Origin of the sequence: Saccharothrix sp. NRRL B-16348 (genome assembly GCF_001280085.1) — a bacterium.
In the GTDB taxonomy this organism is placed as follows: Bacteria; Actinomycetota; Actinomycetes; order Mycobacteriales; family Pseudonocardiaceae; genus Actinosynnema.
The window spans coordinates 45,730-69,989 of sequence record NZ_LGED01000258.1 but is presented as its reverse complement, the minus strand read 5'-3'; the positions used below and the strand labels follow the sequence as shown (position 1 = coordinate 69,989).

Sequence of the window (24,260 nt, the reverse complement as noted above, 5' to 3'; positions counted from 1 at the left end):
GTTGGTGCGTTCGGGTGACTTGGGTGAGTCGATGTTCGCACAGGTGTACGCAGGTGTTATGAGGGCTGTGTGGCGTGGTTCGGTGTCGTTCGGGTTGGTGGTGTTCCCGGTGCGGTTGTTCGGGGCCACGCGGGATCGGGGTGTGCGGTTCCACGAGGTGCATCGGGTGGATGGTGGGCGGGTGCGGCATCGGCGGGTGTGTTCGGTGTGCGGGGCGGGGGTGGAGTCGTCGGAGGTGGCGAAGGGGTACGTGTTGCCGGATGGCCGGTTGGTGATGGTGGAGGCGGAGGATGTGGCGGGGTTGTCGGCCGGGGTGGAGCCGACGATCGAGGTGGTGCAGTTCGCGGGTGTGGACGAGGTGGATCCGGTGTTGTGGGGTCGGTCGTATTTCGTGGAGCCGGAGCGGGTGGCGGTGGGGTCGTATGTGGTGTTGCGGGATGTGTTGGTGAGGTTGTCGCGGGTGGCGGTGGTGAGGGCGGGTTTGCGGGGTCGTGAGGTGTTGGGTGTGTTGCGGCCTCGGGGTGGGGTGTTGGTGTTGCAGACGTTGGTGTGGCCGGAGCGGGTGGTGGAGCCGGGTTTCGATTTTTCGGGTGTGGTGTCGGGTGGTGCGGAATTGGCGGTGGCGGAGTCGTTGGTGGAGTCGATGACGGCGCCGTTCGACGGGTCGGTGTTCTCGGACGGGTACGGGGAGCGGTTGGCGGGGTTGATCGAGGCGAAGGCGGCGGGTGCGGCGGAGGTGCCGGTGGCGCGGGCGCCGGAGGAGACGGGTGGTGGGGTGGATTTGTTGGGTGCGTTGCGGCGGAGCGTGGAGCGGGTGCGGTCGGGGCGGTTGCGGCGGGAGGGTGGTTGAGGGTTGCGGTGTTTGGTCGTGGCGTCGCGTTTTTACTAGCCCGTTCGAGTGACGCCCTGGTGCGGATCGTGCTGTTCGCGGGTAGTCACGTGGCATGAGGTCCGTGTGGCGTGGGGCGATCTCCTTCGGGTTGGTGACGATCGGTGTCCGGTTGTACACGGCGACGGAGGAGCACGACTTCCGGTTCCATCAGGTGCACCGGGAGGACGGTGGGCGCATCCGGTACAAGCGGGTGTGCCAGGTGTGCGGCGAGGAGGTCGCTTACGCCGACATCGCGAAGGGGTACGAGCTGGACGACGGTCGGGTCGTGGTGATGGATGCCGAGGACTTCGACAAGTTGCCGGTGAACACCGATCACGCGATCGACGTGTTGGAGTTCGTGCCGGTGGAGGAAGTCGATCCGATCTATTTCCAGAAGTCGTATTACCTGGAGCCGGACAAGGCGGCGACGCGTCCGTACGTGTTGCTTCGGACCGCTTTGGAGCGCAGTGGGCAGCTCGCGGTGGTGAAGATCACGATTCGTCAGCGGGAGACGTTGGCGTTGTTGCGTGCGCGTGACGACTTGTTGGTGATGCACACGATGTTGTGGCCGGATGAGGTGCGGAAGCCGGATTTCGAGTTCCTGGACACCGATGTGGAGGTTCGGCCGCAGGAGTTGAAGATGGCGTCGTCGTTGGTGGAGAGCATGGCGGGGTCGTTCGATCCGGGTGATTTCTCGGATGACTACACGGTGGCGATGCAGAAGGTGATCGAGGCGAAGGCGGAGGGTGCGGAGTTGCCGGAGCGGCCGGAGGTGGAGGAGGCCGGTGAGGTGATCGACCTGATGACGGCGTTGGAGCGGAGTGTGGAGCAGGCGAAGACGGCGCGGGGTGGGCGGTCGGCGGCGCGGAAGCCGGCGGCGAAGAAGGCCGCTTCGTCCGGGTCTTCGGGGTCGTCGGGGTCGTCGTCGAGGAAGGCTCCGGCGAAGAAGAAGGCGAAGCCCGCCTGAGGGCGTGGCGGCGGGGATGGGTGGGGATCTTTCGGAGTACCGGCGGAAGCGGGATCCGGGGCGGACGCCGGAGCCGGTGCCTGAGGACGAGGCGGTGTTGCCTCGTGGTGGTGATGACACGTTCGTGATCCAGGAGCACCACGCGTCGCGGCTGCACTGGGATGTGCGGTTGGAGCGGGGTGGGGTGTTGGTGTCGTGGGCGGTGCCGAAGGGGTTGCCGCCGGAGCCGGGGACGATCCGGTTGGCGGTGCGGACCGAGGATCACCCGTTGGAGTACGCGACGTTCTCGGGGGTGATTCCGAAGGGCGAGTACGGCGCGGGTGAGATGGTGATCTGGGATCGGGGTCGGTACGAGACGGTGAAGTGGTCCGACCGCGAGGTGGACGTGGTGTTGCACGGGTCGCGGGTGGAGGGCGAGTTCGTGTTCTTCCGCCGTGGGTCGGCTGGTGGGCGGGACGGGGCGGGCAAGGACTGGATGGTGCGGCGGCGGCACGGGGCGGCGCGTCCGGACTGGGTGCCGTTGCCGGAGTCGTTGTCGCCCATGTTGGCGACGCCCGCGGCGGAGCTGCCGGCGGCGGTGGCGAAGTGGGCGTTCGAGTTCAAGTGGGACGGGGTGCGGGCGATCGCGCGGGTCGAGGGTGGCCGGGTGCGGTTGACGAGCCGGTTGGGCAACGACGTGACGGGGACGTATCCGGAGTTGCAGGGGTTGGGTGCGCAGTTGGGCGCCACGCAGGTGTTGTTGGACGGCGAGATCGTGGCGTTGGAGGGTGGGCGGCCGAGTTTCGGGGCGTTGCAGCGGCGGATGCACGCGTCGGCGGCGCAGGCGCGGCGGTTGGTGGCGGGGACGCCGGTGACGTTCCTGGTGTTCGACGTGTTGCACCTGGACGGCTCCCCCACGCTGGACCTGCCGTACGAGCGGCGTCGTGAGTTGTTGGAGGGGTTGGGGCTCAAGGGTGCGCATTGGTTGACGCCGAGGGCGTTCCCGGGTCAGGGGGCGGCGGTGTTGGCGGCGAGTCGGGAGCAGGGGTTGGAGGGGGTGGTGGCGAAGCGGCTGGATTCGCGGTACGTGCCGGGGCTGCGGTCGCCGCACTGGGTGAAGGTGACGGCGGTGGCGACGCAGGAGGTGGTGATCGGGGGGTGGCGGCCGGGTGAGGGCAAGCGCAAGGGTGTGGTGGGCGCGTTGTTGCTCGGCATCCCCGACGGCGAGGGCGGGTTGGTGTTCGCGGGGTCGGTGGGGACGGGGTTCGACCAGGCGGAGTTGGAGCGGTTGACGGCGCGGTTGACGGAGTTGGGGGTGAAGGGGTCGCCGTTCGGGTCGGAGGTGCCGCGGGAGCGGGCCCGGGGTGCGCGGTGGGTGCGTCCGGAGCTGGTGGGTGAGGTGGCGTACCGGCAGTGGACGGCGGATGGTCGGTTGCGGTTCCCGACGTGGCGGGGGTTGCGGCCGGATCGGGCGCCCGGGGAGGTGCGGCGTGGTGGCTGACGCGCTGGTGAAGGTGGAGGGTCGTCGGTTGAAGCTGACGAACCTGGACAAGGTGCTGTACCCGGAGGTGGGGTTCACCAAGGCGGAGGTGATCGACTACTACACGCGGATCGCGCCGGTGTTGTTGCCGCACGTGGTGGGGCGGCCGATGACGTTGCGGCGGTATCCGAACGGGGTGGACGGGAAGTCGTTCTTCGAGAAGAACGCGCCGTCGCACGCGCCGGAGTGGGTGCGGACGGTGCGGGTGGAGACGCCGGGGTCGTCGCGGGGCGCGGAGTACGCGGACTTCGTGGTGGTGGAGGAGTTGGCGACGTTGGTGTGGTTGGCGAACCTGGCGGCGTTGGAGTTGCACGTGCCGCAGTGGACGGTGGGTGGGCGGGGTGGGCGGCACTCCCCCGACCTGCTGGTGTTCGACCTGGACCCGGGTGAGCCGGCGACGGTGGTGGAGTGCTGCCGGGTGGCGTGCCGGGTGCGGGACGTGCTGGTGGCGGACGGGTTGGCGCCGGTGGTGAAGACGTCGGGGTCGAAGGGGTTGCAGGTGTACGCGGCGGTGTCGGTGTCGTCGGCGGAGCGGACGTCGGAGTACGCGAAGGGTGTGGCGCAGCGGTTGGCGGCCGAGTGGCCGGAGGAGGTGGTGTGGCGGATGGCGAAGGCGCAGCGGACGGGGAAGGTGTTGATCGACTGGTCGCAGAACAACCCGGCGAAGACGACGGTGGCGCCGTATTCGTTGCGGGCGCGTGCGCGGCCGTCGGTGTCGACGCCGGTGTCGTGGGACGAGGTGGAGGCGTGCCGGGTGGTGGAGGACCTGGTGTTCCTGGCGGACGAGGTGCGGGAGCGGGTGGGTGCGGACGGTGACCTGTTCGCGGTGGGAAAGGCGGCGCCGCTGCCCCGCTGAGCGTCTTATCCTGGTCTGCTCGGCGGGTGGAGGGGGTTGTCGTGGGGTTGTCGGAGGAGGAGATCCGGGCGGTGTACGTGGGTGCGCCGCCGCGGTTGTCGGGTCGGGTGGTGTTGGTGGAGTACGACCCGGCGTGGCCGGGGTTGTACGAGCGTGAGGCGGCGCGGATCCGGGGCGCGTTGGGTGCCGCGGTGGCGGGGTTGGCGCACGTGGGGTCGACGTCGGTGCCGGGGTTGGCGGCGAAGCCGATCGTGGACGTGGTGTTGACGGTGGCGGATTCGGCCGATGAGGCGTCTTACGTGCCGGCGTTGGAGGCGGCGGGGTACGTGCTGCGGATCCGGGAGCCGGGGTGGTTGGAGCACCGGATGTTCAAGGGCCCGGACACGGACGTGAACCTGCACGTGTTCACGGCGGGTGAGCCGGAGGTGGCGCGGATGGTGGCGTTCCGGGACCGGTTGCGGGCCTCGGAGGCGGACCGGGTGTTGTACGAGCGGACGAAGCGGGAGTTGGCGGGGCGGGACTGGGCGTACGTGCAGCAGTACGCGGAGGAGAAGGCGGGGGTGGTGGCCGACATCCTGGGTCGGGCCTGACGTCCTCTCCCCGGCGGGGTGACGTCAGCGGGTCGGGAAGTCGCGCAGGTGCTCGACGAGGAACGCGGGGTCGTCGAGCCACGGGAAGTGCCCGGCGCCGGGTTGTTCGACATAGGCGGCGTCCGGGATGAGCTCGACGAGTTGGCGCACCAGGTGCGGTGGGGAGACGGGGTCCGCTCCCCCGGCGTAGACCAGGACGGGCAGGTCGAGGTCGGCGAGGGCGCGGCGGGTGTGGCCGGGGCTGAACGCGCCGTCGGCGGCGTACCCGGCCTGGGCGGCGCGTGAGGCTTCGGTGGTTTCGGCGGCGGCGTGGGCGCGGGCCCGCTCGTCCCAGCGGCCGTAGAACAGGGGTGCGGCGGCGAGCCGGTTGGCGGTGGTGTCGTCGCCGTCGCTCCACGCCTTGAGCGCGGCGGCGGCGTCGGCGAACCAGGGTTGGTGGGCGTGGGCGCGCAGGTGGTCGGCCCAGTCGGTGTCGGTGGGGGTGGCGCCGATGGCGCGCAGCGAGGGGGTGAGCAGGATCAGGGAGGCGAGCCGGTCGGGGTGTTGTTCGGCGTAGGCCATGGCGATGCCGGCGCCGGCGGAGTGGCCGAGCAGGTCGACGCGGTCCACGCCGAGGTGGGCGCGCAGGGCGTCGACGTCGGCGGCGAGCCGGTCGCGCCGGTAGGTGGCCGGGTCGGCGGGGGTGTCGGAGTCGCCGGTGCCGCGGTTGTCGAGCAGCAGCAGGGTGCGGTGGCGGTGCAGGCCGCCGAGGTCGCCGAGGTAGGAGGAGGCGCGGCCGGCGCCTCCGGGCACGCACAGCAGCGGCGGGCCGTCGCCGGTGACGTGGTAGGCGAGGGTGGTGCCGTCGTGGGCGGTGAAGCGGGGCATGGGGGTCATCTTCTCCTAGGCTGGTGGTCATGCCGAGAATCGCCACCGCCGACACGGTGTCCCGAGACGAGTTGGTCGCGTTCCTGCGGCCTCGCCACCGCGCTCTGCTGGCGACCACGCGCGCCGACGGGCGCCCGCAGGTGTCGCCGGTGACGTGCGGGGTGGACGGCGAGGGCCGGATCGTGGTGTCGACGTATCCGCAGCGGGCGAAGACCCGCAACGCGCGCCGGGACGAGCGGGTGACGGTGTGCGTGTTGTCCGACGACTGGGACGGCCCGTACGTGCAGGTGGACGGGCGTGCGGAGGTGCTGGACCTGCCGGCGGCGGTGGAGCCGCTGGTGGAGTACTACCGGTGCATCGCCGGCGAGCACCCGGACTGGGACGAGTACCGCGCGGCGATGCGGCGGCAGGGGAAGTCCTTGATCCGGGTCACGATCGACCGGTGGGGTCCGATCGCGACGGGCGGTTTCCCGCCGGAGCTCGCCGGCTGACCGCTCCCCCCGCCGTTCAGGCGTGGGCCCGGTGGGTGGCGCACCAGGTGCCGCCCCAGCCGGGCGGGTTCTCCAGCAGGGCGAACACGGCGCCGGCGGGGTCGGCGACGGCCGCGACCACCCCGGTGGGGACGTCGGTGGGGCCGATGAGGACGCGGCCGCCCATGTCGGTGGCCTCGGCGGCGGCCGCGGCGACGTCGGGGACGGCGAAGTAGCAGGTCCAGCCGCCCTGGGCGGTGAGGCGGCCGGCGACGGGGCGGCGGTCGCCGGCGACGGCGGCGTCGTAGAGGGTGAAGTCGCCGCCGGGGTCGCGGACCTGCCAGCCGAGTTCGGCCGCCCAGTAGTCGTCGGCGTCGGCGTCGCCCATGAGTTCCACCCAGCACGGTTCGCCGACGCGGGGTTGGGGCGCCCACGGGCCGTGCAGGACGCGGCCGGCGTCGACGGCGGCGCCGCGGTCGAGGTCGCGTGCCTCGGCGCCGGCGAACACGACGCGCCAGGCGGGGTCGCCGGGGTTCACGCGGGCGGCCAGGCGGTCGCCGACCCAGCCGGTGAACGCGCCGTCGGGTTCGGCGATGAGGACCCAGCCGAGCAGGTGGGCGTAGAACTCGGCGATCGGTTCGGGGCGGGTGGTGCTCAGCTCGACGCGGCGGACACCGCGTGCGGGGCTGTCGGGGGTACCGGGCACGGCGGTGGCTTCCCATCGGGGGGCGGGGCGGCGGTGATCAGGAACGCGCCCCATCCTCCGCACCGGCCAGGCGTGGCGACAATGCGCCGTTCGGCGGCTGCGACTGGGCCGAGAGGACCTGGTCGAGTGGTTGGGGGCGGCCGAGGTGGAAGCCTTGGCCGATCTGCACGCCCAGTCGGACGAGGGCGTCGACCTGGGCGGGGCGTTCGACCCACTCGGCGACGGCGGTGAGGCCGAGGCCTTGGGCGATCTGCACGATGCCGGCGACGAGGACGGCGTCGGTGGAGCGTTCGTCGATGCCGCGCACGAACTCGCCGTCGATCTTGATGCCGGTGATGGGCAGGTGCTTGAGGTGGACGAACGAGCCGAACCCGGAGCCGAAGTCGTCGAGGATGATGCGGCAGCCGAAGGCGCGCAGCTGCAGCGAGAGGGCGCGGGCGGCGTCGAGGTTGGTGACGGCGGCGGTCTCGGTGATCTCCAGGCCGAGGCGGCCGGGCGCGACGCCCGCGGTGGCGAGCCGGTCGAGCACGAACCCGCCGAAGTCCTCGTCCTCCAGGGTGCGGCCGGAGATGTTGACGTTGAACCGCAGTTGCGGGTCGGGGTGGCCGACGAGGGCGTCGATGGCGGTGGACAGCACCCACCGGTCGATGTCGAGGACGAGGTCGGAGCGTTCGGCCTCGGGCAGGAACTCCGCCGGACCCAGGTAGGGGTCCTGGCCGTCCTCCAGCCGCAGCAGCAGCTCGTGGCCGAGGGTGGTGCCGGTCGCCAGCTGCACCATGGGCATGGCGTGCAGGGCCAGGCCGCCGTTGTCGAGCGCGGTGCGGAGCCGGTCGAGCACGGAGACGCGTTTCGCGGTGTCGGCGTAGTGGCCGGGCTCGTAGACGGTGACGCGGTTGCGGCCGGCGGCCTTGGACGCGTACAGGGCGAGGTCGGCGTTGGCGAGCACGAGTTCCCACGTGTCGCCGGGCCCGTACTCGGCGACACCGGTCGACACGGTGATGCTGCGGGCGGCGCCGACGAGCGGCAACGCCGCTACGGCATCACGCAGTCCCTCGGCGACGCGGGCGGCGTCGGCGGGGGTCGCGCCGGGCAGCACGACGGCGAACTCGTCGCCGCCGAGCCGGCCGATGAGCTGCGACGCCGACAGCCGGGACCGCAGCGCGGAGGCCAGCGCTTTCATCAGCCGGTCGCCGACGGCGTGGCCGCGCAGGTCGTTGACGTCCTTGAAGTTGTCCAGGTCGAGCAGCAGCATCGCGCCGGGGCCGCCGCCGGCGAGCTGTCGTTCCAGCTCGCGGGTGACCGCGCGCCGGTTCGCCAGCCCCGTGAGCGGGTCCTGCTCGGCCAGCGCCAGCAGTTCGTCGTGCACGCGGCGGGCGCGGGTGATGTCGTGCGCGGTGCCCAGCACGCGCAGCGGGGAGCCGTCCTCGTCGGCGACGACCTCGCCGAAGCACTCGAACCACCGCTCGGTGCGGTCCTCGCCGAGCAGCATGCGGTGGGTGTAGGAGAACCCGGCGCCCGACCGCATGGCCTCCTCGAGGGTGGCCTGGATCATCGACAGGTCGTCGGGGTGCACCAGGGCGGCGTAGCCGTCGAAGTCCAGCTCGGTGTCGGTGGCGAACCCGAACATCTCCAGCAGCGTGTCCGACCAGACGACGCGGTCCTCGGCGATGTGCCACTCCCACGTGCCCATGCGGCCCAGGACCTGGGCGCGGCGCAGCGCGTCGGCCTCGTGGGTGGCCTCCAGCTCCCGGTCGCGCCACGCGGTGACGTCCACCACCCGGTACAGCAACCGCTCGTCGGCGTCGTCGCCGGCGGCCGGGAGGGTCTGGCAGGTGACCTCCAGCCAGCGGTGGCCCTTGCGGTAGGCGCTGGGGGTGAGCAGCGCCAGGCCGGCGCGGGGCCGTTCGGGCGCGCCGGGCAGCAGCGCGGGCAGCGACCGGCCGACCACGTGGTCGACGGGCACGCCCAGGATCTCCGCCAGCGCCGGGTTCACCCAGACCAGCGTGCCGTTCGCGTTCGTCACACCGAAACCGACGTCGGCCCGGTCGAGCACCTCCCGGTGCAACGCGCCGTTGCCGTTCACGCGCCCCTCCTCGCCCACCCGCGCGTCATGATGGTCGAGACCACACGCGGGGGGCAAGCCGACGTGGTTCAGCGCAACCGCTCCAGACCACGCGCGGTGTCGACCAGTTCCCCCGCCAGCCGCCGCAACTCCGCCCCGTCGGCGCCGTCCGCGGCGGCGGTGGCGACGTCCTCCGCGGCGCACCTCAGCTGGAACAGCCGGTCCTGCAGGTCGGCCAACTCCCCCGCGGACAGCACCACGGCGTCCTCCGGGAGCCCTCCGCGCTGCACGGCGGCCCGCCGTTCGTAGGCGCGTTGCCGGCACGGCTGCGCGCAGTACCGGCGGGGCCGTCCGATCCGGCCGCTGTCGGGCAGGCGGCGGCCGCACCAGGCGCAGTGCCTGGCTTCCTCACGGCGCGCCGCGACGGGCTCGGTCACCAACTCCATGGCGCGCGACGGTATCCCGCTACCCACCGGTCACCCCCGCGCCACGCCGCCAGGGCAGACTCCGGGTGTGACCGCGAACCACCCGTACCTGTCCGGACCGCACCCCCGCGCGTTCGCCCACCGGGGCTGGCACCTCGACGACCTGTCGGGGATGGAGAACTCGCTGGCCGCGTTCCGCCGCGCGCACCAGGAGGGCTACCGGTACCTGGAGACCGACGTGCACGCCACCTCCGACGGTGTGGTGGTGGTGCACCACGACGCGACGTTGGACCGCACGACCGACGCGACCGGGCCGGTGGCGGCGCAGCCGTGGTCGGCGGTGCGCAAGGCCAACGTGGGCGGGCGGGAGCCGATCTCCAGGCTGGAGGACCTGCTGGAGGACCTGCCGGACGCGTGGGTGAACATCGACGTCAAGGCCGACTCGGCGGTGGTGCCGGTGCTGGACGTGCTGCGCCGGACCGGGTCGCTGCAGCGGGTGTGCCTGGCGTCGTTCTCGGAGAAGCGGCTGGCGCGGCTGCGCAGGCTCGCCGGGCCGGGGCTGCTGACGTCGATGGGGCCGCGGTCGGCGGGCGCGCTGTGGGCGGCGGGGCGGATGCCGCTGGTGGGGCTGCCGGTGCGGGGCATGGTGGCGCAGGTGCCGGTGAACCAGGGCCGGCTGCTGGTGGTGGACGGCCGGTTCGTGGCCGCCGCGCACCGCCGCGGCCTGGAGGTGCACGTGTGGACCATCGACGACGAGGCGGAGATGCGGCGGCTGCTGGACCTCGGCGTGGACGGGCTGGTCACCGACCGGCCGGACCGGCTGCGCGACGTGCTCATCGACCGCAGGGCCTGGGCGGGCTGACCCGGCGCCGGCTGTGGCGGTGGCGTCGGGGCGGCCGGTTGGCAACAGCTTGGTGGTGATCACCACCAACGGATGACGGGCGATATACAGTCCGCCCCCATGAGCGTGGCCGACAGCACCGCACCCGCCGTGGACCGCAAGCGGGAACAGCGCGGGTGGACCTGGTACGACTGGGCGAACTCGGTGTTCCCCACCTCGGTGGTCACCGTGTTCCTCTCCGGCTACCTCACCGCGGTGGCCAAGGAGGCGGCGGTCGCCGACACCGCCCGCAACGGCCCGGACGCGTGTGCGGACGGGTCGCTCAAGCAGTGCGACATCTCCCTGTTCGGCGCCTACTTCCCCGCCGGGTCGCTGTGGGGCTACCTGCTGTCGATCGCCACCCTCGTGCAGGTCGTGGTGCTGCCGGTGATGGGCGCGATCGCCGACCGCACCCAGAACAAGCGCCGCATGCTCGGCGGGTTGGCGTTCACCGGCTCGGTCGCGACGGTCGCGCTGGCCACGGTCAGCGGCGACAACTGGCACCTCGGCGTCGCGCTGTTCGTCCTCGGCAACATCTGCTACGGCGCGTCGGTCGTCGTGTACTACGCGTTCCTGCCCGAGATCGCCACCCCCGACGAGCGCGACGCGGTGTCCACCCGCGGGTGGGCGTTCGGGTACCTCGGCGGCGGCCTGGCGTTGGCGGTGCAGCTGGCGCTGTTCATCGGTCACGACGCGGTCGGGTTGAGCGAGGGCGCGGCGGTCCGCGTCGGGTTCGTGTTCTCGGGTCTGTGGTGGGCCGGGTTCACGCTCATCCCGCTGGCGCGGCTCAAGCGGCACCAGCCGCCGCACGGCTCCGAGTCGGGCGCGTCGGTCATCACCGCCGGGTTCGCCGAGCTGCGGCAGACGATCAAGCAGGCCCGCCTGTTCCCGCTGACGCTGGCGTTCCTGGGCACCTACCTCATCTACACCGACGGCATCGCCACCGTCGCGAACGTCTCGGCCCAGTACGGCCGCGACGAGCTGCTGCTCGACGAGACGGTGCTGATCACCACGATCCTGATCGTGCAGTTCGTCGCGTTCCTGGGCGGCATGCTGCACGGGCGGGTGGCGAAGTCGTGGGGCGCGAAGCGCACGATCATGGTGAGCCTGTGCGTGTGGATCGTGGTGGTCGCGGCGGCGTTCTTCGTGCAGGCCGGGCAGCAGGTCCAGTTCTACGGGCTCGCGGTGGGCATCGGGCTGGTGCTGGGCGGCACGAACGCGTTGTCGCGGTCGCTGTTCAGCCAGATGATCCCGCCCGGCCGCGAGGCGCAGTACTTCTCGCTCTACGAGGTCGGCGAGCGGTCCACGTCGTGGCTGGGTCCGCTGGTGTTCGCGGGCGTCGGGCAGGCCACCGGGTCGTTCCGGCTCGCGATCATCTCGCTGGTGATCTTCTTCGTGGCCGGGTTCGTGCTGATGATCTTCGTGCCGGTGCGCAAGGCGATCGCCGCGTCCGGCAACCCGGTCCCCGCCAAGGTCTGACCGGTGCGCCCCGCCCGGCGGTGAAGAACCGGGCGGGGCGCACCGCGGCGTCACGCGGCGGGCACGGACACCCGGGCCGACCAGGGCCGGAACACCGCCACCACGACCGCGGCGATCAGCCACGCCGCCAGCATCGTCCGCGTCGACAGCGCCGGGGCGAACACCACCGACGCGATCCCCGCGACCAGCGCGACCGGCGCGATCGTCCACCACCGCGGCGACACCGGCGGCGCCTCCCGGTGGAACGCCGCCACCGCCACGACCGACGTCACCAGCACCGGCCCGTGCCACAGCAGCGTCAGCCACGCCGGGAACCCGACCGCCACCGACCACACCACCGGCGCCAGCGACGCCACACCGAGCACGCCCGCGGCGACCCGGCCCACCGCCCGCCGGCCCGCGACCAGTGCCGTGAACGCCGCCACCGCCGCCACGTCGTACCACCAGCCCTGAACGTCGCCGAAGAACCCGACGCGGGCGGTCACCGTCCACGACTGCGCCGCCGCCACCAGCTGCCCGAGCAGCCCGGTCAACGCCAGCAGCCGCAGCACCGTCCCGGCCGCGCGCCGCGTCCCCAGCCGCACCCGCACCGCCAGGGCCAGCGTCGCGCCCGTCTCGCCCCAGCCCGGCCAGCCGTGCTCCAGGTCCAGGTCGTCGGTGCGGTCGGCCAGGAAGATCCCGACCATCTCCTCCTCGCGCTCGGCGCGGTACCAGGCGGGCAGTACCCGCAGCAGCGTCCGGTAGCGGCGTTCCAGGTTCGACCTCACAGCGCACCTCTCGCCTTGAGCACCGACGACGCGGCGCGCACGTTCGCCGACAACCGGGCCACCTCCGCCGACAGCGCCCGCACACCGGCGTCGGTCAGCCGGTAGTAGCGGCGCAGCCGGCCCTGGTGGACCTCCTCGCGGTCACGCTCGGCCAGGCCCTCCGCGACGAGCCGGTCGAGCACCCCGTAGAGCGTGCCGACCCGCAACCGCATCCGACCCTCCGACAGCACGTCGACCGCGCGGACGATCGCGTACCCGTGCAACGGCTCCTCCGCCAACGCGGTGAGCACCAGGAACACCTGCTCCGACATACCTCTCACACCGCAGGTTATACCGCTTCGCGATATATCTCGGCAATAAATCTGGATACGCAATGTCCAGGATTGGGCTAGGCTGGCTCCCGTGAAGATGGCCGAGGGCGTCGAATGGGCCCTGCACTGCTGCCTGGACCTGTCCTGGGCGGGCGACACGCCCGTGCCCGCCGCCCGCCTCGCCGCCCTGCACGGCCTGCCGGCGGCCTACCTGACCAAACAGCTGCAGGCCCTCGGCCGCGCCGGCATCGTCCGCTCCACCCCCGGCCCCCGCGGCGGCTACCTGCTCGACCGGCCACCGCACGCCGTCACCCTCATGGACGTCGTCACCGCCGTCGACGGCGCGGACCCCGCGTTCCGCTGCACCGAGATCCGCGCGGGCGGCCCCCACACCACCCGCTGCGCCATCGACGCCGCCATGACCCGCGCCGAACTGGCCTGGCGCCGTGAACTGGCCGGCCGCACCCTCGCCGACCTCGACGCCGACGTGCGCCGCGCCGACCCCGACGCCCCGGCCGCCACCCGCGCCCGACTCACCTGACCCGACCCTTTGCCCCTTGTCCGACGGACCGAACGGAAGAGGACGACCGTGCCGCACACCCTGACCAACCCCGCCGAGCTCCACGACCCCTCCGGCTACGGCTACAGCCACGTCGCCGCCACCACGGGCGACCTGGTGTTCGTCGCGGGCCAGTACGGCTCCGGCCCGGACGGCCAGGTCGTCTCCGACGACTTCGCCGACCAGGTTGCCCGCGCCTTCGCCAACCTCGGCGTCGCGCTGCGCGCCGAAGGCCTCGACTACCGGCACGTCGCCCGCCTGGGCACCTACGTCGTCGACCACGACGCCGACCGGCTCACCGTCCTGCTCGGGCACATCACCCGCATCTGGGGCGACCGGCCGCCCGCCCAGACCCTGCTGGGCGTCGCCACGCTCGCCCTGCCCGGGATGCTGTTCGAGGTCGACGCCGTCGCCGCACGCTGACCGCCGCACGCCGACCCCGGTGCCTCCCGGCCGCACGTCCGGCCGGGAGGCACCCGCACACCTCGACCGTGTCCGCTCGGGACCACCCGGGGCTTTCGGGCCGCGAGGCGGAGTCGGCGGGCACCACACCCGGCCGCCGCGGACCGGCCGCCCGGTCGACGCCCCCCGGCGTGGTGCGTGCGGCCTCGGGTGTGCGGAAGGCCGGGACACCGGTGGGCGGCGGCGCGCACTAGGGTGGCCCGCCGTGGAACCGATCATCGCCTCCCCGGACCCGACCGACGCGCTGTCCTCCGTGCCCGCCGCCGGGGTCGGCCGCGGTCTGCCGCCCACGGGGCGGTTGCGGTTCTTCTTCGGGCCGATGGACTGCGGCAAGTCGACGTTGGCGCTGCAGATCGACCACAACCAGGCCCGGCAGGGCCGCCGCGGGCTGCTGCTGGTGCGCCACGACCGGTCGGGCAAGCCGACGATCTCCAGCCGCATGGGCCTGGTGCGCACGGCGTTGGAGGTCCACGAGGGCATGGACCTGTGCGCGTTGGTGCGGGAGCACTGGGCGCGGGGCAGCCGGGTGGACTACGTCATCGTCGACGAGGCGCAGTTCCTGTCGGCCGAGCAGGTCGACCAGTTGGCGGAGCTGGCCGACGACGCGCACCTGGAGGTCTACTGCTTCGGGCTGGCGACCGATTTCCGCAGTTGCCTGTTCCCGGGGTCGCAGCGGCTGTTCGAGCTGGCCGACGAGCTCAACGCGATCCAGGTCGAGGTGTTGTGCTGGTGCGGGCGCCCGGGCCGGTTCAACGCCCGCGTCCACGACGGCGACGTGGTGCGCGCCGGGGACACGGTGCTGGTCGCCGACACGGTCGCGGCGGACACCGTGGAGGTCCGCTACCAGGTGTTGTGCCGCACGCACTACCGCACCGGCGACCTCGGCCCGCACACGGTGAACGGCCACCAGCTCAGCCTGACCTGACCCGGCCGGCCCGACCCGGCTGGACGACCGCCGTCCCCGCGTCCCACAATGGGCAATCCTTGTTGCCGTATCCGGGACGACACATGAGCGACGCCGGCACCACCCCCACCGAGCCCGACGACCCGACCGACGAGGTGTTGGACAAGGTCGGCGAGCGGCTGCGGCACATCCGCACGAGCCGCGGCGCGACGCTGGCGGACTTGGCGGAGGCGACGGGGATCTCCAAGAGCACCCTGTCGCGGCTGGAGTCGGGGCAGCGCCGGCCGAGCCTGGAGCTGCTGCTGCCGATCGCGCGGGCGCACCGCGTGCCGCTGGACGAGCTGGTGGGCGCGCCGCCGGTCGGCGACCCGCGGATCCGGCCGGTGCCGATCCGCCGCAACGGCATGACGGTGCTGCCGCTGACCCAGCAGCCCGGCGGCCTGCAGGCGTTCAAGATGATCATCCCGGAGCGGGGCGAGCCGGATCCGCGCACGCACACCGGCTACGAGTGGCTCTACGTGCTGTCGGGGCGGCTGCGGCTGATCCTGGCCGACCACGACGTGGTGCTGGCGCCCGGCGAGGCGGCGGAGTTCGACACGCGGCTGCCGCACTGGTTCGGGCCGGCGGGTCCGGAGCCGGTGGAGATCCTGAGCCTGTTCGGCAAGCAGGGCGAGCAGATCCACATGCGCACCCGGCGCAAGACGTGACCTCTGAGGGCGGCCACACTGTGCACATGACTGGGCGCATGACGGCTGCAGGGACGACGGCGCGTTCGGGGCTCGTGGCGGGAGGGTGGGCGTGACGGGGGCGCGCAGCGCCGGGATCCTGCTGTACCGGGTGGTCGACGGCGCGCCGCAGGTGCTGCTGGGCCACATGGGCGGCCCGTTCTGGGCGCGCAAGGACGAGGGCGCGTGGTCGATCCCGAAGGGCGAGCCGGACGGCGACGAGGAGCTGGAGGCGACCGCGCGCCGGGAGTTCGCCGAGGAGTTGGGGTTGCCGGTGCCCGAGGGCCCGCTGGTGCCGTTGGGCGAGGTCCGGCAGTCCGGGGGCAAGGTGGTGACCGCGTGGGCACTGGAGGGAGACCTGGACCCCGGACGGGTGGTTCCGGGGACGTTCACCCTGGAGTGGCCGCGGGGGTCCGGGACGGTGCGGGAGTTCCCGGAGGTGGACCGGGTGGCCTGGTTTCCTCTGGTCGAGGCGCGGGTAAAAGTGGTGAAGGCCCAACGGGAGCTGCTCGACCGACTCGCCGAAAAGCACTCTTTCGAGTGACACTGAAGTCATCGAACGGATAAAGCGTCCGATTGGACGTTTGGGTGCGGTCCGGACGGGTGATACATCCTCATGTCCGCCACCGAACACACTCGTGCCGCCACCCTGCGTGGCGACGACCCCCGAAAACCATGAAATAACTTTGCGTAACCGTGACCATGACGGACGTCACTACCGGCGAGTTAAACCCGCCGTAACGTCGCCCTACGTGGTCGGTCTAAGCTGTCGCAGCCGCACGACTTCTGCCAGGACTGCTCCATCAGTGTGATGGGGTCGCCCGGTAGCTTGATAACGCGTCACGAACCGGCCGCGATTGCATCCCTTAGGAGGAAGCCTTCGTTGACGGGTGAAAGACGTCACTGTGGGCGACGATGACCGTGAAGCCGGGAACGAACGGAGCAGTCCGATCGTTGCACTCGGTGAGCAACAAGCCTGGGCCCCGGCCCTGAGCCGAGCGAAAGGACACCGCCATGGCCGACCGCGTTCTACGGGGTAGCCGGCTCGGAGCAGTCAGCTACGAGACCGACCGCAATCACGACCTCGCCCCGCGCCGGTCGGTGCGGTACGCCTGCCCCAAGGGCCACGACTTCGAGGTCCCGTTCTCCGACGACGCCGAGATCCCGCACACCTGGGAGTGCCGCCTCCACGGCCAGGAGTCGAAGATCATCGACGGCGCCGAGCCGGAGGCGAAGAAGGTCAAGCCGCCGCGCACGCACTGGGACATGCTCCTGGAGCGGCGCACGATCCCGGAGCTCGAAGAGCTGCTGGACGAGCGGCTGGAGGAGCTGAAGGGGCGGCGCACCCGCACCGCCTGATCGTGTCGACGTGCGAGGGGCCCGCCGGAATTTTCCGGCGGGCCCCTCGGCGTCACGGCGTGTGGTCAGCGGTTGCTGGGGGTCTTCGACTTCTTGGGTGAGAGCAGGTCGCGCAGCTGGGTGCCGCGGCGGCGCAGGCCCCACTTGGTGACGCGGATCAGCGCTTCGCGGACGATGTCGCCGCTCATCTTGGACACGCCGATCTCACGCTCGGTGAACGTGATGGGCACTTCGACGACCCGGTAGCCGAGTTCGATCGTGCGCCAGGCGAGGTCGATCTGGAAGCAGTAGCCGGCCGAGGCGACGTTGTGCAGGTTGAGGTTGCTGAGCACGTCGGTGCGGTAGGCGCGGAAGCCCGCGGTGATGTCCTTGACCGAGGCGCCCAGGGCGAGCCGTGAGTACAGGTTGGCGCCGCGGGAGAGGAACTCGCGCTTCTTGGGCCAGTTGACCACGGTGCCGCCGGGCACGTAGCGGGAGCCGATCACGAGGTCCGCGTCGCGCAGGGCGTCGAGCATGCGGGGCAGGTCCTCGGGGGCGTGGGAGCCGTCGGCGTCCATCTCCACGAGCACCTGGTAGCCGCGGTCGGTGCCCCAGCCGAACCCGGCGATGTAGGCGGCTCCGAGGCCGGCTTTCTCCGTGCGGTGCAGCACGTGCACGCGGTCGTCGGCGGCGGCCATCTCGTCGGCCAGTCGTCCTGTGCCGTCGGGGCTGCCGTCGTCGACCACGAGGGCGTGCACGTCCGGCAGCGCGGTGTGCAGCCGTCGCACGATCTTCCCGATGTTGTCCCGCTCGTTGTAGGTCGGGATCACCACCAGCACCGGCCCGAGCTCGCGGTCAGGCTGCGCCTGCTGGTCCGCCATCCGTGTCCTCCTCGCCGACTCCCGCACCAGGGGTAGTCGGACGCGTCCGTCGTCGTGTCACTGTCAAGGCGATCGCTGCGGCCATCAGGCCCAGAGCGGTCATCACCCACTCGGGCCATGCGCCGAGCCGGGTGGCCAGCGTAGCCTCCCCCCGCAGCGGGACCGTGGCCACCAGCGCGTCGGCGGTGAACAGGCCGGTCCGGTGGGTGACGGCCCCGTCGGGCCGCACGATGGCGGACACGCCGCTCGTGGCGGAGACGATCACGGATTTGCCGTGTTCGACGGCGCGGACGCGGGACATGGCCAGTTGCTGGTAGGTCATCTCGGTGTAGCCGAAGGTGGCGTTGTTGGTGGGGATGGCGATGAGGTTCGCGCCTTCGGTGATCGAGTCGCGGACGACGCTGTCGAACGCGACTTCGTAGCAGGTGTCGATGGCGACCTTGGCGGGGCCCATGGTGAAGCCCTCGGGGTCGGTGCCGGGTTGGAAGGTGCCGGCGCGGTCGACGGTGGAGGTGAAGATCCGGAAGAACTCGCGGTAGGGCATGGTCTCGCCGAAGGGCTGCAGCTGCCGTTTGGTGTAGGTGTCGGTGGGGCCGACGCCGGGTTCGTAGAGCACGACGGTGTTGCGGGGCAGCTTGTCGTCGGGGTCGATGACGACGGCGCCGACGGCGATGGGCGCGCGGATGGCCTCGGTGGCGCGGCGGATCTGGTTGGCGGCGTCGACGTTGCGGAAGGGGTCGATGTCGGAGGAGTTCTCCGGCCAGATGACCAGGTCGGGTTGTTCGGCGCGGCCGGCGCGGATGTCGTCGGCGAGTTTCAGGGTGCGGGCGACGTGGTTGTCGAGGACGGCGCGGCGTTGGGCGTTGAAGTCGAGGCCGGCGCGGGGGACGTTGCCCTGGACGGCGGCGACGGTGGCGGTGCCCTGGTCGGGGTCGGTGTGCACGAGGGCGGTCGCGGCGATGCCGGCGGCGACGGGCAGCACGAGGGCGGGCACGCCGATCTTCCAGTCGCGGACGAGGTGGGCGGCGCCGAGGCCGGTGAGGGCGACGGCGAACCCGATCAGGGGCGCTCCGCCGATCGTGGCCAGCGGCAGGTACCAGCCCTCGGGTTGGCCGAAGGCGATCTTGCCCCAGGGGAAGCCGCCGAAGGGCACGACGGAGCGCAGGGCCTCGTCGGCGACCCACACCAGCGCCATCCACAGCGGCGCGGCGGGCAGCCGGGACACCAGGGCCATGGCCGCCGTGCCGACGGCGATGAGCGCCGCGCACAGCAGGGCGAGCGGCAGCCAGGCGATGAGGCCGACGAACTCGCCGGTCCAGCGCAGCAGGGGCGCCATGAACGCCAGCCCCCACACCAGGCCGAGGCCGAACCCGGCGCGGGCGCGGCGCCCGTGCAGCAGGAGGCCGAGGACGGCGAACCCGACGGGCGCCAGCCACCAGGTGGTGCGCGGGGGGAAGCTGAGGAACACGGCGGCTCCGCCGGCGGCGGCGAGGAGGACCCGCAGCAGCGTGCCGCGCACGTCCCGGCGGCGGGCGGGGGGCGTGTCTGCGCCGGGTTGATCCGGCGTCACGGGGGCTGCGACCACCGGATCAGCCTACGAGCCGCCGGTCACGAACCCGCAGCCCGGTCACGAACCGCCACCCGCGCCTCGCGCCCCGCTGCCGTCACCCGACCGGGTGCCGTGGTGTCGGTCACTCCCCCGCCGTTCACCGGGTCGGGTGAGCTGCGCGGCACGGAGGGGTGGACGCGGCGGGCGGGTCGAGGTTGCCCTGGTGTTGGTTCGTGGTCGGTCGGGGTGGGAATTCAGGGTTGCCACCGATGTCCGGTGGTTCCTGCGGAGGGATGGTGGAGGCATGACCACGTTGACCAGGCCTCAGGACCGGAAGATGATCGCGGGTGTGTGTGCGGGGCTGGCGGCCCGGTACGGGTGGAAGGCGAGCACGGTGCGGTGGGTGTTCGTGTTGTCGTGCCTGTTGCCGGGGCCGCAGTTCCTGATCTACCTGGTGTTGTGGGTGATGATGCCGAAGCGGCCCTACTGACGGCTGTCGACGAGGGCCTGGATGCCGTCCAGGACGCGGTCCAGGCCGAACGTGAACGCGTGGTCGCCGTGGTAGGCGGCGCCGTGGGCGGCTCCCGCGGCGGCGCCGACCCGGGTGGCGAGGGGGAACCGGGCGGGGTCGAGGACGCGGGCCAGGAGGGGCGCGGCGGCCTGCCACCACTGGTCGTCGGTGAGGCCGGTGCGGTCGCGGGTGCGGAGGGCGTCGACGGTGACCTGGGCGGAGGCGCGGACGTGCGCCAGGACGAGGGTGAGGACGGAGTCCATCTCCAGGTCGGTGAGGCCGATGCCGTCGACGGCGCGCAGTTCGTAGTCGTACTTGGCGACGACGTTGGGGCCGAGGACGGCGCGGGTGGCGGGGACCTGGAGCAGCCAGGGGTGGCGCAGGTGCAGGTCGCGGTTGTCGTGGGCGATGCGGGTGAGCCGTTCGCGCCACCCGCCGGGCACGTCGGTGGGGCGTGGGGTCTCGCCGTGGACGGCGTCGACCATGGCGTCGAGGAGTTCGGCTTTGCCGGGGACGTGGGTGTAGAGGGACATGGTGCCGACGCCGAGGGTGTCGGCGACGCGGCGCATGGACAGCGCGGCGAGTCCTTCGGTGTCGGCGAGGGTGACGGCGGCGGCGACGATGCGGTCCACGCCGAGGTCGGTGCGGGCGGTGCGGCCGCCGGTGCGCCACAGCACGGCGAGGGTCCGGGCGGGGTCGCCGCTGGGTTCGGTGGCCACGGGCGTCACCCTACGGGTGGTGGGTGTCGGTGAGGGCGGCGCGGACGATGTCGAGGGCTTCGTCGACGGTGAGGCCTTGTTCGCGGGCGGTGGCGGCGTAGGCGCGGGCGGCGCGCAGGGCGCGTTCGCGGCCGCGTTGGCCGGCGGCGCTGACGACGGTGCCGGCGCGGCCGCGGGTTTCGATGAGGCCGGCTTCCTCGAGTTCGCGGTAGGCGCGGGCGACGGTGTTGACGGCGAGGCCGAGGTCGGCGGCGAGGGCGCGCACGGTGGGCAGGCGGGTGCCGACGGCCAGGTCGCGGTCGGTGATCCGGCGGGCGAACTGGGAGCGCACCTGTTCGTAGGGCGGCACGGGCGAGGCCGGGTCGATGCTGATCACGGGTCGATAGTGGCAGAGGGCGGCGGCCGGGCGCGTCACGGCACGGGGTGACGGCGGTGTCGTGCCGGGGTGACGGCACGGGGTGGTGCCGGCAAGGCCGAGGTCGACGGCGGGCCGTGTCGTGACGACGTGTCGGGTCGGCGGGTCGGCGGGTCGCGTCGGGTCGCAGGGCTGGTGCGGGGCGTGGCAGGGTGGTGGGCGTGTTCCGCAGACCGCTGCTGCTGACCGTGGCCTTGGCGTTGGTCACGGGCGGGGTCGCGGCGGTGGTGCTGTTCGGGCCGGGCCGTGAGGTCGTGGGCACGCCGACGCCGAACTGCACGGTGTTGCAGCTGCTGCTCGACACCGACGAGGAGATGCGGCGGGTGGCGGACGGGTTGCGCGGTGACAGTCGGGTGCGTGAGGTGCGTGACGAGCGGACCCAGGCGGACAACCACGCCCGGTTGACGGCGGCGTTGCGGGCGTCGGGTCGTGACGACCTGGCCGACGCGGCGCGGGTGGAGCGGACGCCGGCGTCGTTCCGGGTGGTGGAGGCGTTCGGGGTGGACGCGGAGGAGCTGGCGGAGGAGTTGCGGCGGGAGCACCGGGTGAACCTGGTGGACGTGTGCGAGGACCCGGAGCTCGGCGGCGACTGACGACGCGCACCCCGCGACCGGGGTTGCGACCGACCGGGGCCGCACCCGCGGACGACGATGGGCGTTACGGGTGTCCGGGGGCGACGACGGTGCCGCGGGCGCGGGTGACGACGACGGGCGGGTCGAGGACGTCGGCGGCGGAGGGGCCCCGGTGGGGGGCGCTGCGGCACACGACGCGGGCTTCGAAGGCGATCTCGCGGGAGCGGGTGCCGATGCGGACGAGGGTGGCGGTGGCCTCGAGGACGTCGCCGGCGTGGACGGGTGCGAGGAACTCGACGGTGGAGTAGGCGGCGAAGAGGCCTTCGTCGCCGTCGGTGCGGATGAGCAGTTCGGTGGCGACGTCGCCGAACAGGCCGAGCGTGTAGGCGCCGTCGACGAGGTTGCCGCCGTAGTGGGCGTGGGAGTGGGGCACGTAGCGGCGGTGGGTGACGGTGTGTCCTTCGGTGAGGCTCACGCGTTCTCCTTGCGGGCGGCGCGCGCGGCGGCAGCCGTGGTGGTGGTTTTGGTGTCGGCGCTGGTGGTGTGGATGGCGTGGACGAGGTAGCTGGCGACTTCGCCGGGTGTGGTGCCGCGGCCGAAGACGCGGTCGACGCCGAGTTCGGCGGCCATGAGCGGGTCGAAGCGGGGTCCGCCGGCGATGAGCAGGGGGCGTCGCTCCCCCATGGCTTCGCGGAAGGCGGCGGACATCTCCTGGGTGTTGAGGATGTGGGCGTCGCGTTGGGTGACGACCTGGGAGACGAGGACGGCGTCGGCTTTCTCGGCGCGGGCGCGGCGGACGAGTTCGGGGACGGAGACCTGGGCGCCGAGGTTCACGACCTTGAGTTCGCGGTAGTACTCGAGGCCTTTCTCGCCGGCGAAGCCTTTGATGTTGAGGATGGCGTCGATGCCGACGGTGTGGGCGTCGGTGCCGATGCAGGCGCCGACGACGACGAGTTTGCGGCGCAGGAGTTTCTTGACGGTGGTGTTGATCTCGGCGGGTGGCAGGAGGGGGTATTCGCGTTCGACGACGCGGACGTCGTCGAGGTCGACGATGTGGCGGACGGAGCCGTAGACGACGAAGAAGGTGAAGTCGTCGCCGATGGGGTGGGAGTGCACGACCATGGCGGGGTCGATGCCCATCTTGTTGGCGAGTTGTTGTGCGGCGCCGTCGGCGTGGGGTCCGGCGGGGACGGGCAGGGTGAACGAGGTCTGCACCATGCCGTCGCCGGTGGTGTCGCCGTAGGGGCGGACGTGGCGTGTCACGGGTGTGCCTCCAGCAGGTCCGCGGCCGGGTTGAGGTAGTCGTCGGCTTTGGTGATGACGCCGTCGGCGCCTTTGCCGCCGGTGGCGGGGCGTTTCATGAGGCCGAAGGTGCCGTCGGCGATGGCGTCGAGGAGGCCGTCGTCGACGATGCGGGCGAGCAGGTCGACGGCTTCGCCGAGGACTTGGTGGGCGCGTTTCACGATGAGGCCGTCGGGTGCGGGCCGGAAGTCGTCGCGCAGGCCGCCGGCGGCGTCGAGGACGTAGCGGACGTTGCGCAGGGCGAGGTCGCGGTCGGACAGGAACGGGGTGACGACGGCTTCGGTCATCATGCCGACGAGCAGGATGGACTGGCCGGTGAGCAGGCCGGCGAGGGTGAAGAACCCGTCGAGCAGGTAGCCGTGGAACACGTCGCCGGTCATGTGCTTGGTGGGTGGCATCCACTTGAGCGGCGCGTCGGGGAACAGTTCGCGGGCGAGCAGGGCGTGGGCGAGTTCGAGGCGGAACGACTCGGGCACGGCGGGGTTGATCTCGAAGGCGTGGCCGAGGCCGAGGAGGTGGTCGGGCAGGCCGGCTTCGTGGGCGAAGTGCTCGTTGAGCAGTTGGGAGACGGTGACGGTGTGGGCGGCGTCGATGGCGTCGGCGGTGGTGAGGTAGTTGTCCTCGCCGGTGTTGATGACGATGCCGGCGCGGGCGTGGACCTGGCGGGAGAACCGCTGGTCGACGAAGGTGCGGATGGGGTTGATGTCGCGGAACAGGATGCCGTACATGGAGTCGTTGAGCATCATGTCGAGGCGTTGCAGGCCGGCGAGGACGGCGATCTCGGGCATGCACAGCCCGGAGGCGTAGTTGGTGAGCCGCACGTACCGGCCGACCTCTTTCGAGACGTCGTCCAGGGCGGCGCGCATGATGCGGAAGTTCTCCTGGGTGGCGTAGGTGCCGGCGAAGCCGTGGTGGGTGGCGCCTTCGGGGACGTAGTCGAGCAGGGACTGGCCGGTGGAGCGGATGACGGCGATGATGTCGGCGCCGGCGCGGGCGGCGTTGCGGGCCTGGACGACGTCCTCGTCGATGTCGCCGGTGGCGACGATGAGGTAGATCCAGGGTCGTCGGGGCGGGTCGCCGAGTTTCGCGACGAGCTTGTCGCGGTGGGCGCGGTTGCGGTCGACGGTGCGCAGGCCTCTGGTGACGGCGGCGGTGGCGGCTTTGCGGGCCCGTTCGCGGTCGCGGCCGGTGGGGAGGGTGTAGCGGACCTGCCCGGCGGCGGTGGCTTCGGCCAGCTCGGTGAGGGTGCCGAGGTCGTGTTCGCGCAGGGCGTGGAAGACGGGCAGGGCGACGCCGTGTTCGAGGCCGCAGTGCTCGCGGACGGTGTCGACGACCCGGTTGACCCAGGGGACGTCGCCGGCGCGGTGGGTGGTGTCGGCGCCGGTGATGCCGGCGAGGCGGAGCGTGGCGCGCTCGACCGCCACCGTGGTGTGGGCCTTGGCCAGCGCCACCACCGGTTCGGCGGCCCGTGCGGCGAGTTCCCGCGCCGTGGCGACCACCTTCGGGTCGAGGTCGAGCAACGCCATCTTCACTCCTGTTCCCGTCGGCCGTCG

29 protein-coding genes are annotated in these 24,260 nt (G+C 72.2%); 16 read left to right on the top strand and 13 right to left on the bottom strand.

Features of this window, described 5'->3' with window-relative positions; genetic code table 11:
* Positions 1–58: 58 nt before the first annotated feature.
* The 5 genes from ku (ADK67_RS43010) to ADK67_RS42990 all read left to right on the top strand — a co-directional run bounded on the left by ku (ADK67_RS43010) (position 59) and on the right by ADK67_RS42990 (position 4,803).
* Positions 59–850 carry a non-homologous end joining protein Ku gene (ku, locus tag ADK67_RS43010; RefSeq protein ID WP_053722384.1) on the top strand — a complete coding sequence of 264 codons (792 nt, stop codon included), beginning with the start codon at positions 59–61 and terminating at the stop codon, positions 848–850.
* A gap of 94 nt (positions 851–944) precedes the next feature.
* Positions 945–1,838 (top strand): non-homologous end joining protein Ku, encoded by an 894-nt coding sequence (ku, locus tag ADK67_RS43005; protein WP_053722367.1) that lies wholly within the window; start codon positions 945–947, stop codon positions 1,836–1,838.
* 16 nt (positions 1,839–1,854) lie between these two features.
* Positions 1,855–3,318, top strand: a complete 1,464-nt coding sequence (gene ligD / locus ADK67_RS43000) for a non-homologous end-joining DNA ligase (RefSeq protein ID WP_053722366.1) — start codon at positions 1,855–1,857, stop codon at positions 3,316–3,318.
* A complete protein-coding gene (gene ligD, locus ADK67_RS42995; protein WP_053722383.1) occupies positions 3,311–4,213 on the top strand; it encodes a non-homologous end-joining DNA ligase in 903 nt (300 codons plus the stop codon). Before ligD (ADK67_RS43000) ends, ligD (ADK67_RS42995) begins: the two co-directional genes overlap by 8 nt.
* Positions 4,214–4,254: 41 nt before the next feature.
* Positions 4,255–4,803, top strand: a complete 549-nt coding sequence (locus tag ADK67_RS42990; protein WP_231648649.1) for a GrpB family protein — start codon at positions 4,255–4,257, stop codon at positions 4,801–4,803.
* Positions 4,804–4,827: 24 nt separating this feature from the next.
* On the opposite strand, the gene ADK67_RS42985 is transcribed toward ADK67_RS42990, so the two are convergent.
* Positions 4,828–5,679 carry an alpha/beta fold hydrolase gene (locus tag ADK67_RS42985; protein WP_231648648.1) on the bottom strand — a complete coding sequence of 284 codons (852 nt, stop codon included), beginning with the start codon at positions 5,677–5,679 and terminating at the stop codon, positions 4,828–4,830.
* Between the two features lie 20 nt (positions 5,680–5,699).
* Here ADK67_RS42985 and ADK67_RS42980 point away from each other — a divergent pair, with 20 nt between their 5' ends.
* The gene (locus ADK67_RS42980; protein ID WP_053722382.1) at positions 5,700–6,161 is read left to right on the top strand and encodes a PPOX class F420-dependent oxidoreductase; all 462 of its coding nucleotides are present in this window, start codon (positions 5,700–5,702) and stop codon (positions 6,159–6,161) included.
* Between the two features lie 16 nt (positions 6,162–6,177).
* On the opposite strand, the gene ADK67_RS42975 is transcribed toward ADK67_RS42980, so the two are convergent.
* From ADK67_RS42975 to ADK67_RS42965, 3 genes are all read right to left on the bottom strand, one after another.
* Positions 6,178–6,846 (bottom strand): VOC family protein, encoded by a 669-nt coding sequence (locus tag ADK67_RS42975; RefSeq protein WP_053722363.1) that lies wholly within the window; start codon positions 6,844–6,846, stop codon positions 6,178–6,180.
* Between the two features lie 37 nt (positions 6,847–6,883).
* Entirely contained in the window at positions 6,884–8,929 is a 2,046-nt protein-coding gene (locus ADK67_RS42970; protein ID WP_231648647.1) for a putative bifunctional diguanylate cyclase/phosphodiesterase, read from the bottom strand.
* A 68-nt stretch (positions 8,930–8,997) separates the two neighbouring features.
* Complete coding sequence (locus ADK67_RS42965; RefSeq protein ID WP_053722362.1) at positions 8,998–9,354, bottom strand: hypothetical protein; 357 nt, start codon at positions 9,352–9,354, stop codon at positions 8,998–9,000.
* Between the two features lie 67 nt (positions 9,355–9,421).
* Between ADK67_RS42965 and ADK67_RS42960 the strand changes: the two genes are divergently transcribed.
* Together ADK67_RS42960 and ADK67_RS42955 are read left to right on the top strand one after the other, a co-directional pair.
* Complete coding sequence (locus ADK67_RS42960) at positions 9,422–10,195, top strand: glycerophosphodiester phosphodiesterase (protein ID WP_053722361.1); 774 nt, start codon at positions 9,422–9,424, stop codon at positions 10,193–10,195.
* A 99-nt stretch (positions 10,196–10,294) separates the two neighbouring features.
* Positions 10,295–11,692, top strand: coding sequence for an MFS transporter (locus ADK67_RS42955; protein WP_053722360.1), 1,398 nt, complete (start codon positions 10,295–10,297; stop codon positions 11,690–11,692).
* A gap of 50 nt (positions 11,693–11,742) precedes the next feature.
* Here ADK67_RS42955 and ADK67_RS42950 read toward each other — a convergent pair whose 3' ends face one another.
* The gene (locus ADK67_RS42950) at positions 11,743–12,459 is read right to left on the bottom strand and encodes a hypothetical protein (RefSeq protein ID WP_053722359.1); all 717 of its coding nucleotides are present in this window, start codon (positions 12,457–12,459) and stop codon (positions 11,743–11,745) included.
* On the bottom strand, positions 12,456–12,770 hold the full coding sequence (locus ADK67_RS42945) for a PadR family transcriptional regulator (RefSeq protein WP_053722358.1): 315 nt from the start codon (positions 12,768–12,770) through the stop codon (positions 12,456–12,458). Before ADK67_RS42945 ends, ADK67_RS42950 begins: the two co-directional genes overlap by 4 nt.
* A gap of 97 nt (positions 12,771–12,867) precedes the next feature.
* Here ADK67_RS42945 and ADK67_RS42940 point away from each other — a divergent pair, with 97 nt between their 5' ends.
* The 6 genes from ADK67_RS42940 to ADK67_RS42915 all read left to right on the top strand — a co-directional run bounded on the left by ADK67_RS42940 (position 12,868) and on the right by ADK67_RS42915 (position 16,779).
* Positions 12,868–13,311, top strand: a complete 444-nt coding sequence (locus ADK67_RS42940) for an RrF2 family transcriptional regulator (RefSeq protein WP_053722380.1) — start codon at positions 12,868–12,870, stop codon at positions 13,309–13,311.
* A gap of 48 nt (positions 13,312–13,359) precedes the next feature.
* Complete coding sequence (locus ADK67_RS42935; RefSeq protein WP_053722357.1) at positions 13,360–13,752, top strand: RidA family protein; 393 nt, start codon at positions 13,360–13,362, stop codon at positions 13,750–13,752.
* A gap of 244 nt (positions 13,753–13,996) precedes the next feature.
* On the top strand, positions 13,997–14,716 hold the full coding sequence (locus tag ADK67_RS42930; protein ID WP_053722356.1) for a thymidine kinase: 720 nt from the start codon (positions 13,997–13,999) through the stop codon (positions 14,714–14,716).
* 83 nt (positions 14,717–14,799) lie between these two features.
* Positions 14,800–15,402 (top strand): helix-turn-helix domain-containing protein, encoded by a 603-nt coding sequence (locus tag ADK67_RS42925; protein ID WP_053722355.1) that lies wholly within the window; start codon positions 14,800–14,802, stop codon positions 15,400–15,402.
* Between the two features lie 91 nt (positions 15,403–15,493).
* Complete coding sequence (locus ADK67_RS42920; RefSeq protein WP_053722379.1) at positions 15,494–15,964, top strand: NUDIX domain-containing protein; 471 nt, start codon at positions 15,494–15,496, stop codon at positions 15,962–15,964.
* A gap of 470 nt (positions 15,965–16,434) precedes the next feature.
* Positions 16,435–16,779, top strand: a complete 345-nt coding sequence (locus ADK67_RS42915; RefSeq protein ID WP_053722354.1) for an RNA polymerase-binding protein RbpA — start codon at positions 16,435–16,437, stop codon at positions 16,777–16,779.
* Positions 16,780–16,844: 65 nt separating this feature from the next.
* Here the strand turns inward: ADK67_RS42915 and ADK67_RS42910 are convergent, their stop codons facing one another.
* On the bottom strand, positions 16,845–17,639 hold the full coding sequence (locus tag ADK67_RS42910; protein WP_053722353.1) for a polyprenol monophosphomannose synthase: 795 nt from the start codon (positions 17,637–17,639) through the stop codon (positions 16,845–16,847).
* Positions 17,614–19,224: an apolipoprotein N-acyltransferase gene (lnt, locus tag ADK67_RS42905; RefSeq protein ID WP_231648646.1), complete on the bottom strand. Its 1,611-nt coding sequence runs from the start codon at positions 19,222–19,224 to the stop codon at positions 17,614–17,616. The genes ADK67_RS42910 and lnt overlap by 26 nt, the downstream gene beginning before the upstream one ends.
* Before the next feature lie 268 nt (positions 19,225–19,492).
* Between lnt and ADK67_RS42900 the strand changes: the two genes are divergently transcribed.
* Positions 19,493–19,678 (top strand): PspC domain-containing protein, encoded by a 186-nt coding sequence (locus ADK67_RS42900; protein ID WP_053722351.1) that lies wholly within the window; start codon positions 19,493–19,495, stop codon positions 19,676–19,678.
* On the opposite strand, the gene ADK67_RS42895 is transcribed toward ADK67_RS42900, so the two are convergent.
* On the bottom strand, positions 19,672–20,418 hold the full coding sequence (locus ADK67_RS42895; protein ID WP_053722378.1) for a TetR/AcrR family transcriptional regulator: 747 nt from the start codon (positions 20,416–20,418) through the stop codon (positions 19,672–19,674). The two genes, ADK67_RS42900 and ADK67_RS42895, sit on opposite strands and share 7 nt — an antisense overlap.
* A gap of 10 nt (positions 20,419–20,428) precedes the next feature.
* Positions 20,429–20,794 carry a GntR family transcriptional regulator gene (locus tag ADK67_RS42890; RefSeq protein ID WP_053722350.1) on the bottom strand — a complete coding sequence of 122 codons (366 nt, stop codon included), beginning with the start codon at positions 20,792–20,794 and terminating at the stop codon, positions 20,429–20,431.
* 200 nt (positions 20,795–20,994) lie between these two features.
* On the opposite strand from ADK67_RS42890, the gene ADK67_RS42885 reads away from it, so the two are divergent.
* The gene (locus ADK67_RS42885; protein ID WP_157621559.1) at positions 20,995–21,426 is read left to right on the top strand and encodes a hypothetical protein; all 432 of its coding nucleotides are present in this window, start codon (positions 20,995–20,997) and stop codon (positions 21,424–21,426) included.
* Positions 21,427–21,490: 64 nt separating this feature from the next.
* On the opposite strand, the gene ADK67_RS42880 is transcribed toward ADK67_RS42885, so the two are convergent.
* From ADK67_RS42880 to ADK67_RS42870, 3 genes are read right to left on the bottom strand one after another with little or no spacing between them, the layout of a single operon-like run.
* Positions 21,491–21,880 carry a hotdog fold domain-containing protein gene (locus ADK67_RS42880; RefSeq protein WP_053722348.1) on the bottom strand — a complete coding sequence of 130 codons (390 nt, stop codon included), beginning with the start codon at positions 21,878–21,880 and terminating at the stop codon, positions 21,491–21,493.
* Positions 21,877–22,668, bottom strand: a complete 792-nt coding sequence (locus ADK67_RS42875) for an OAM dimerization domain-containing protein (protein ID WP_231648645.1) — start codon at positions 22,666–22,668, stop codon at positions 21,877–21,879. Before ADK67_RS42875 ends, ADK67_RS42880 begins: the two co-directional genes overlap by 4 nt.
* On the bottom strand, positions 22,665–24,233 hold the full coding sequence (locus ADK67_RS42870; RefSeq protein WP_053722376.1) for a lysine 5,6-aminomutase subunit alpha: 1,569 nt from the start codon (positions 24,231–24,233) through the stop codon (positions 22,665–22,667). Before ADK67_RS42870 ends, ADK67_RS42875 begins: the two co-directional genes overlap by 4 nt.
* Between the last annotated feature and the right edge of the window lie 27 nt (positions 24,234–24,260).

Bases quoted from the DNA above. Each gene is read 5' to 3' on its own strand.
- ADK67_RS42945 (WP_053722358.1), bottom strand. From the start codon at position 12,770: ATGTCGGAGCAGGTGTTCCTGGTGCTCACCGCGTTGGCGGAGGAGCCG.
- ADK67_RS42985 (WP_231648648.1), bottom strand. From the start codon at position 5,679: ATGACCCCCATGCCCCGCTTCACCGCCCACGACGGCACCACCCTCGCC.
- ligD (WP_053722366.1), top strand. From the start codon at position 1,855: ATGGGTGGGGATCTTTCGGAGTACCGGCGGAAGCGGGATCCGGGGCGG.
- ADK67_RS42870 (WP_053722376.1), bottom strand. From the start codon at position 24,233: ATGGCGTTGCTCGACCTCGACCCGAAGGTGGTCGCCACGGCGCGGGAA.
- ADK67_RS42965 (WP_053722362.1), bottom strand. From the start codon at position 9,354: ATGGAGTTGGTGACCGAGCCCGTCGCGGCGCGCCGTGAGGAAGCCAGG.
- ADK67_RS42900 (WP_053722351.1), top strand. From the start codon at position 19,493: ATGACCACGTTGACCAGGCCTCAGGACCGGAAGATGATCGCGGGTGTG.
- ADK67_RS42910 (WP_053722353.1), bottom strand. From the start codon at position 17,639: ATGGCGGACCAGCAGGCGCAGCCTGACCGCGAGCTCGGGCCGGTGCTG.
- ADK67_RS42915 (WP_053722354.1), top strand. From the start codon at position 16,435: ATGGCCGACCGCGTTCTACGGGGTAGCCGGCTCGGAGCAGTCAGCTAC.
- ADK67_RS42980 (WP_053722382.1), top strand. From the start codon at position 5,700: ATGCCGAGAATCGCCACCGCCGACACGGTGTCCCGAGACGAGTTGGTC.
- ku (WP_053722384.1), top strand. From the start codon at position 59: ATGAGGGCTGTGTGGCGTGGTTCGGTGTCGTTCGGGTTGGTGGTGTTC.
- ku (WP_053722367.1), top strand. From the start codon at position 945: ATGAGGTCCGTGTGGCGTGGGGCGATCTCCTTCGGGTTGGTGACGATC.
- ADK67_RS42925 (WP_053722355.1), top strand. From the start codon at position 14,800: ATGAGCGACGCCGGCACCACCCCCACCGAGCCCGACGACCCGACCGAC.
- ADK67_RS42955 (WP_053722360.1), top strand. From the start codon at position 10,295: ATGAGCGTGGCCGACAGCACCGCACCCGCCGTGGACCGCAAGCGGGAA.
- ADK67_RS42940 (WP_053722380.1), top strand. From the start codon at position 12,868: ATGGCCGAGGGCGTCGAATGGGCCCTGCACTGCTGCCTGGACCTGTCC.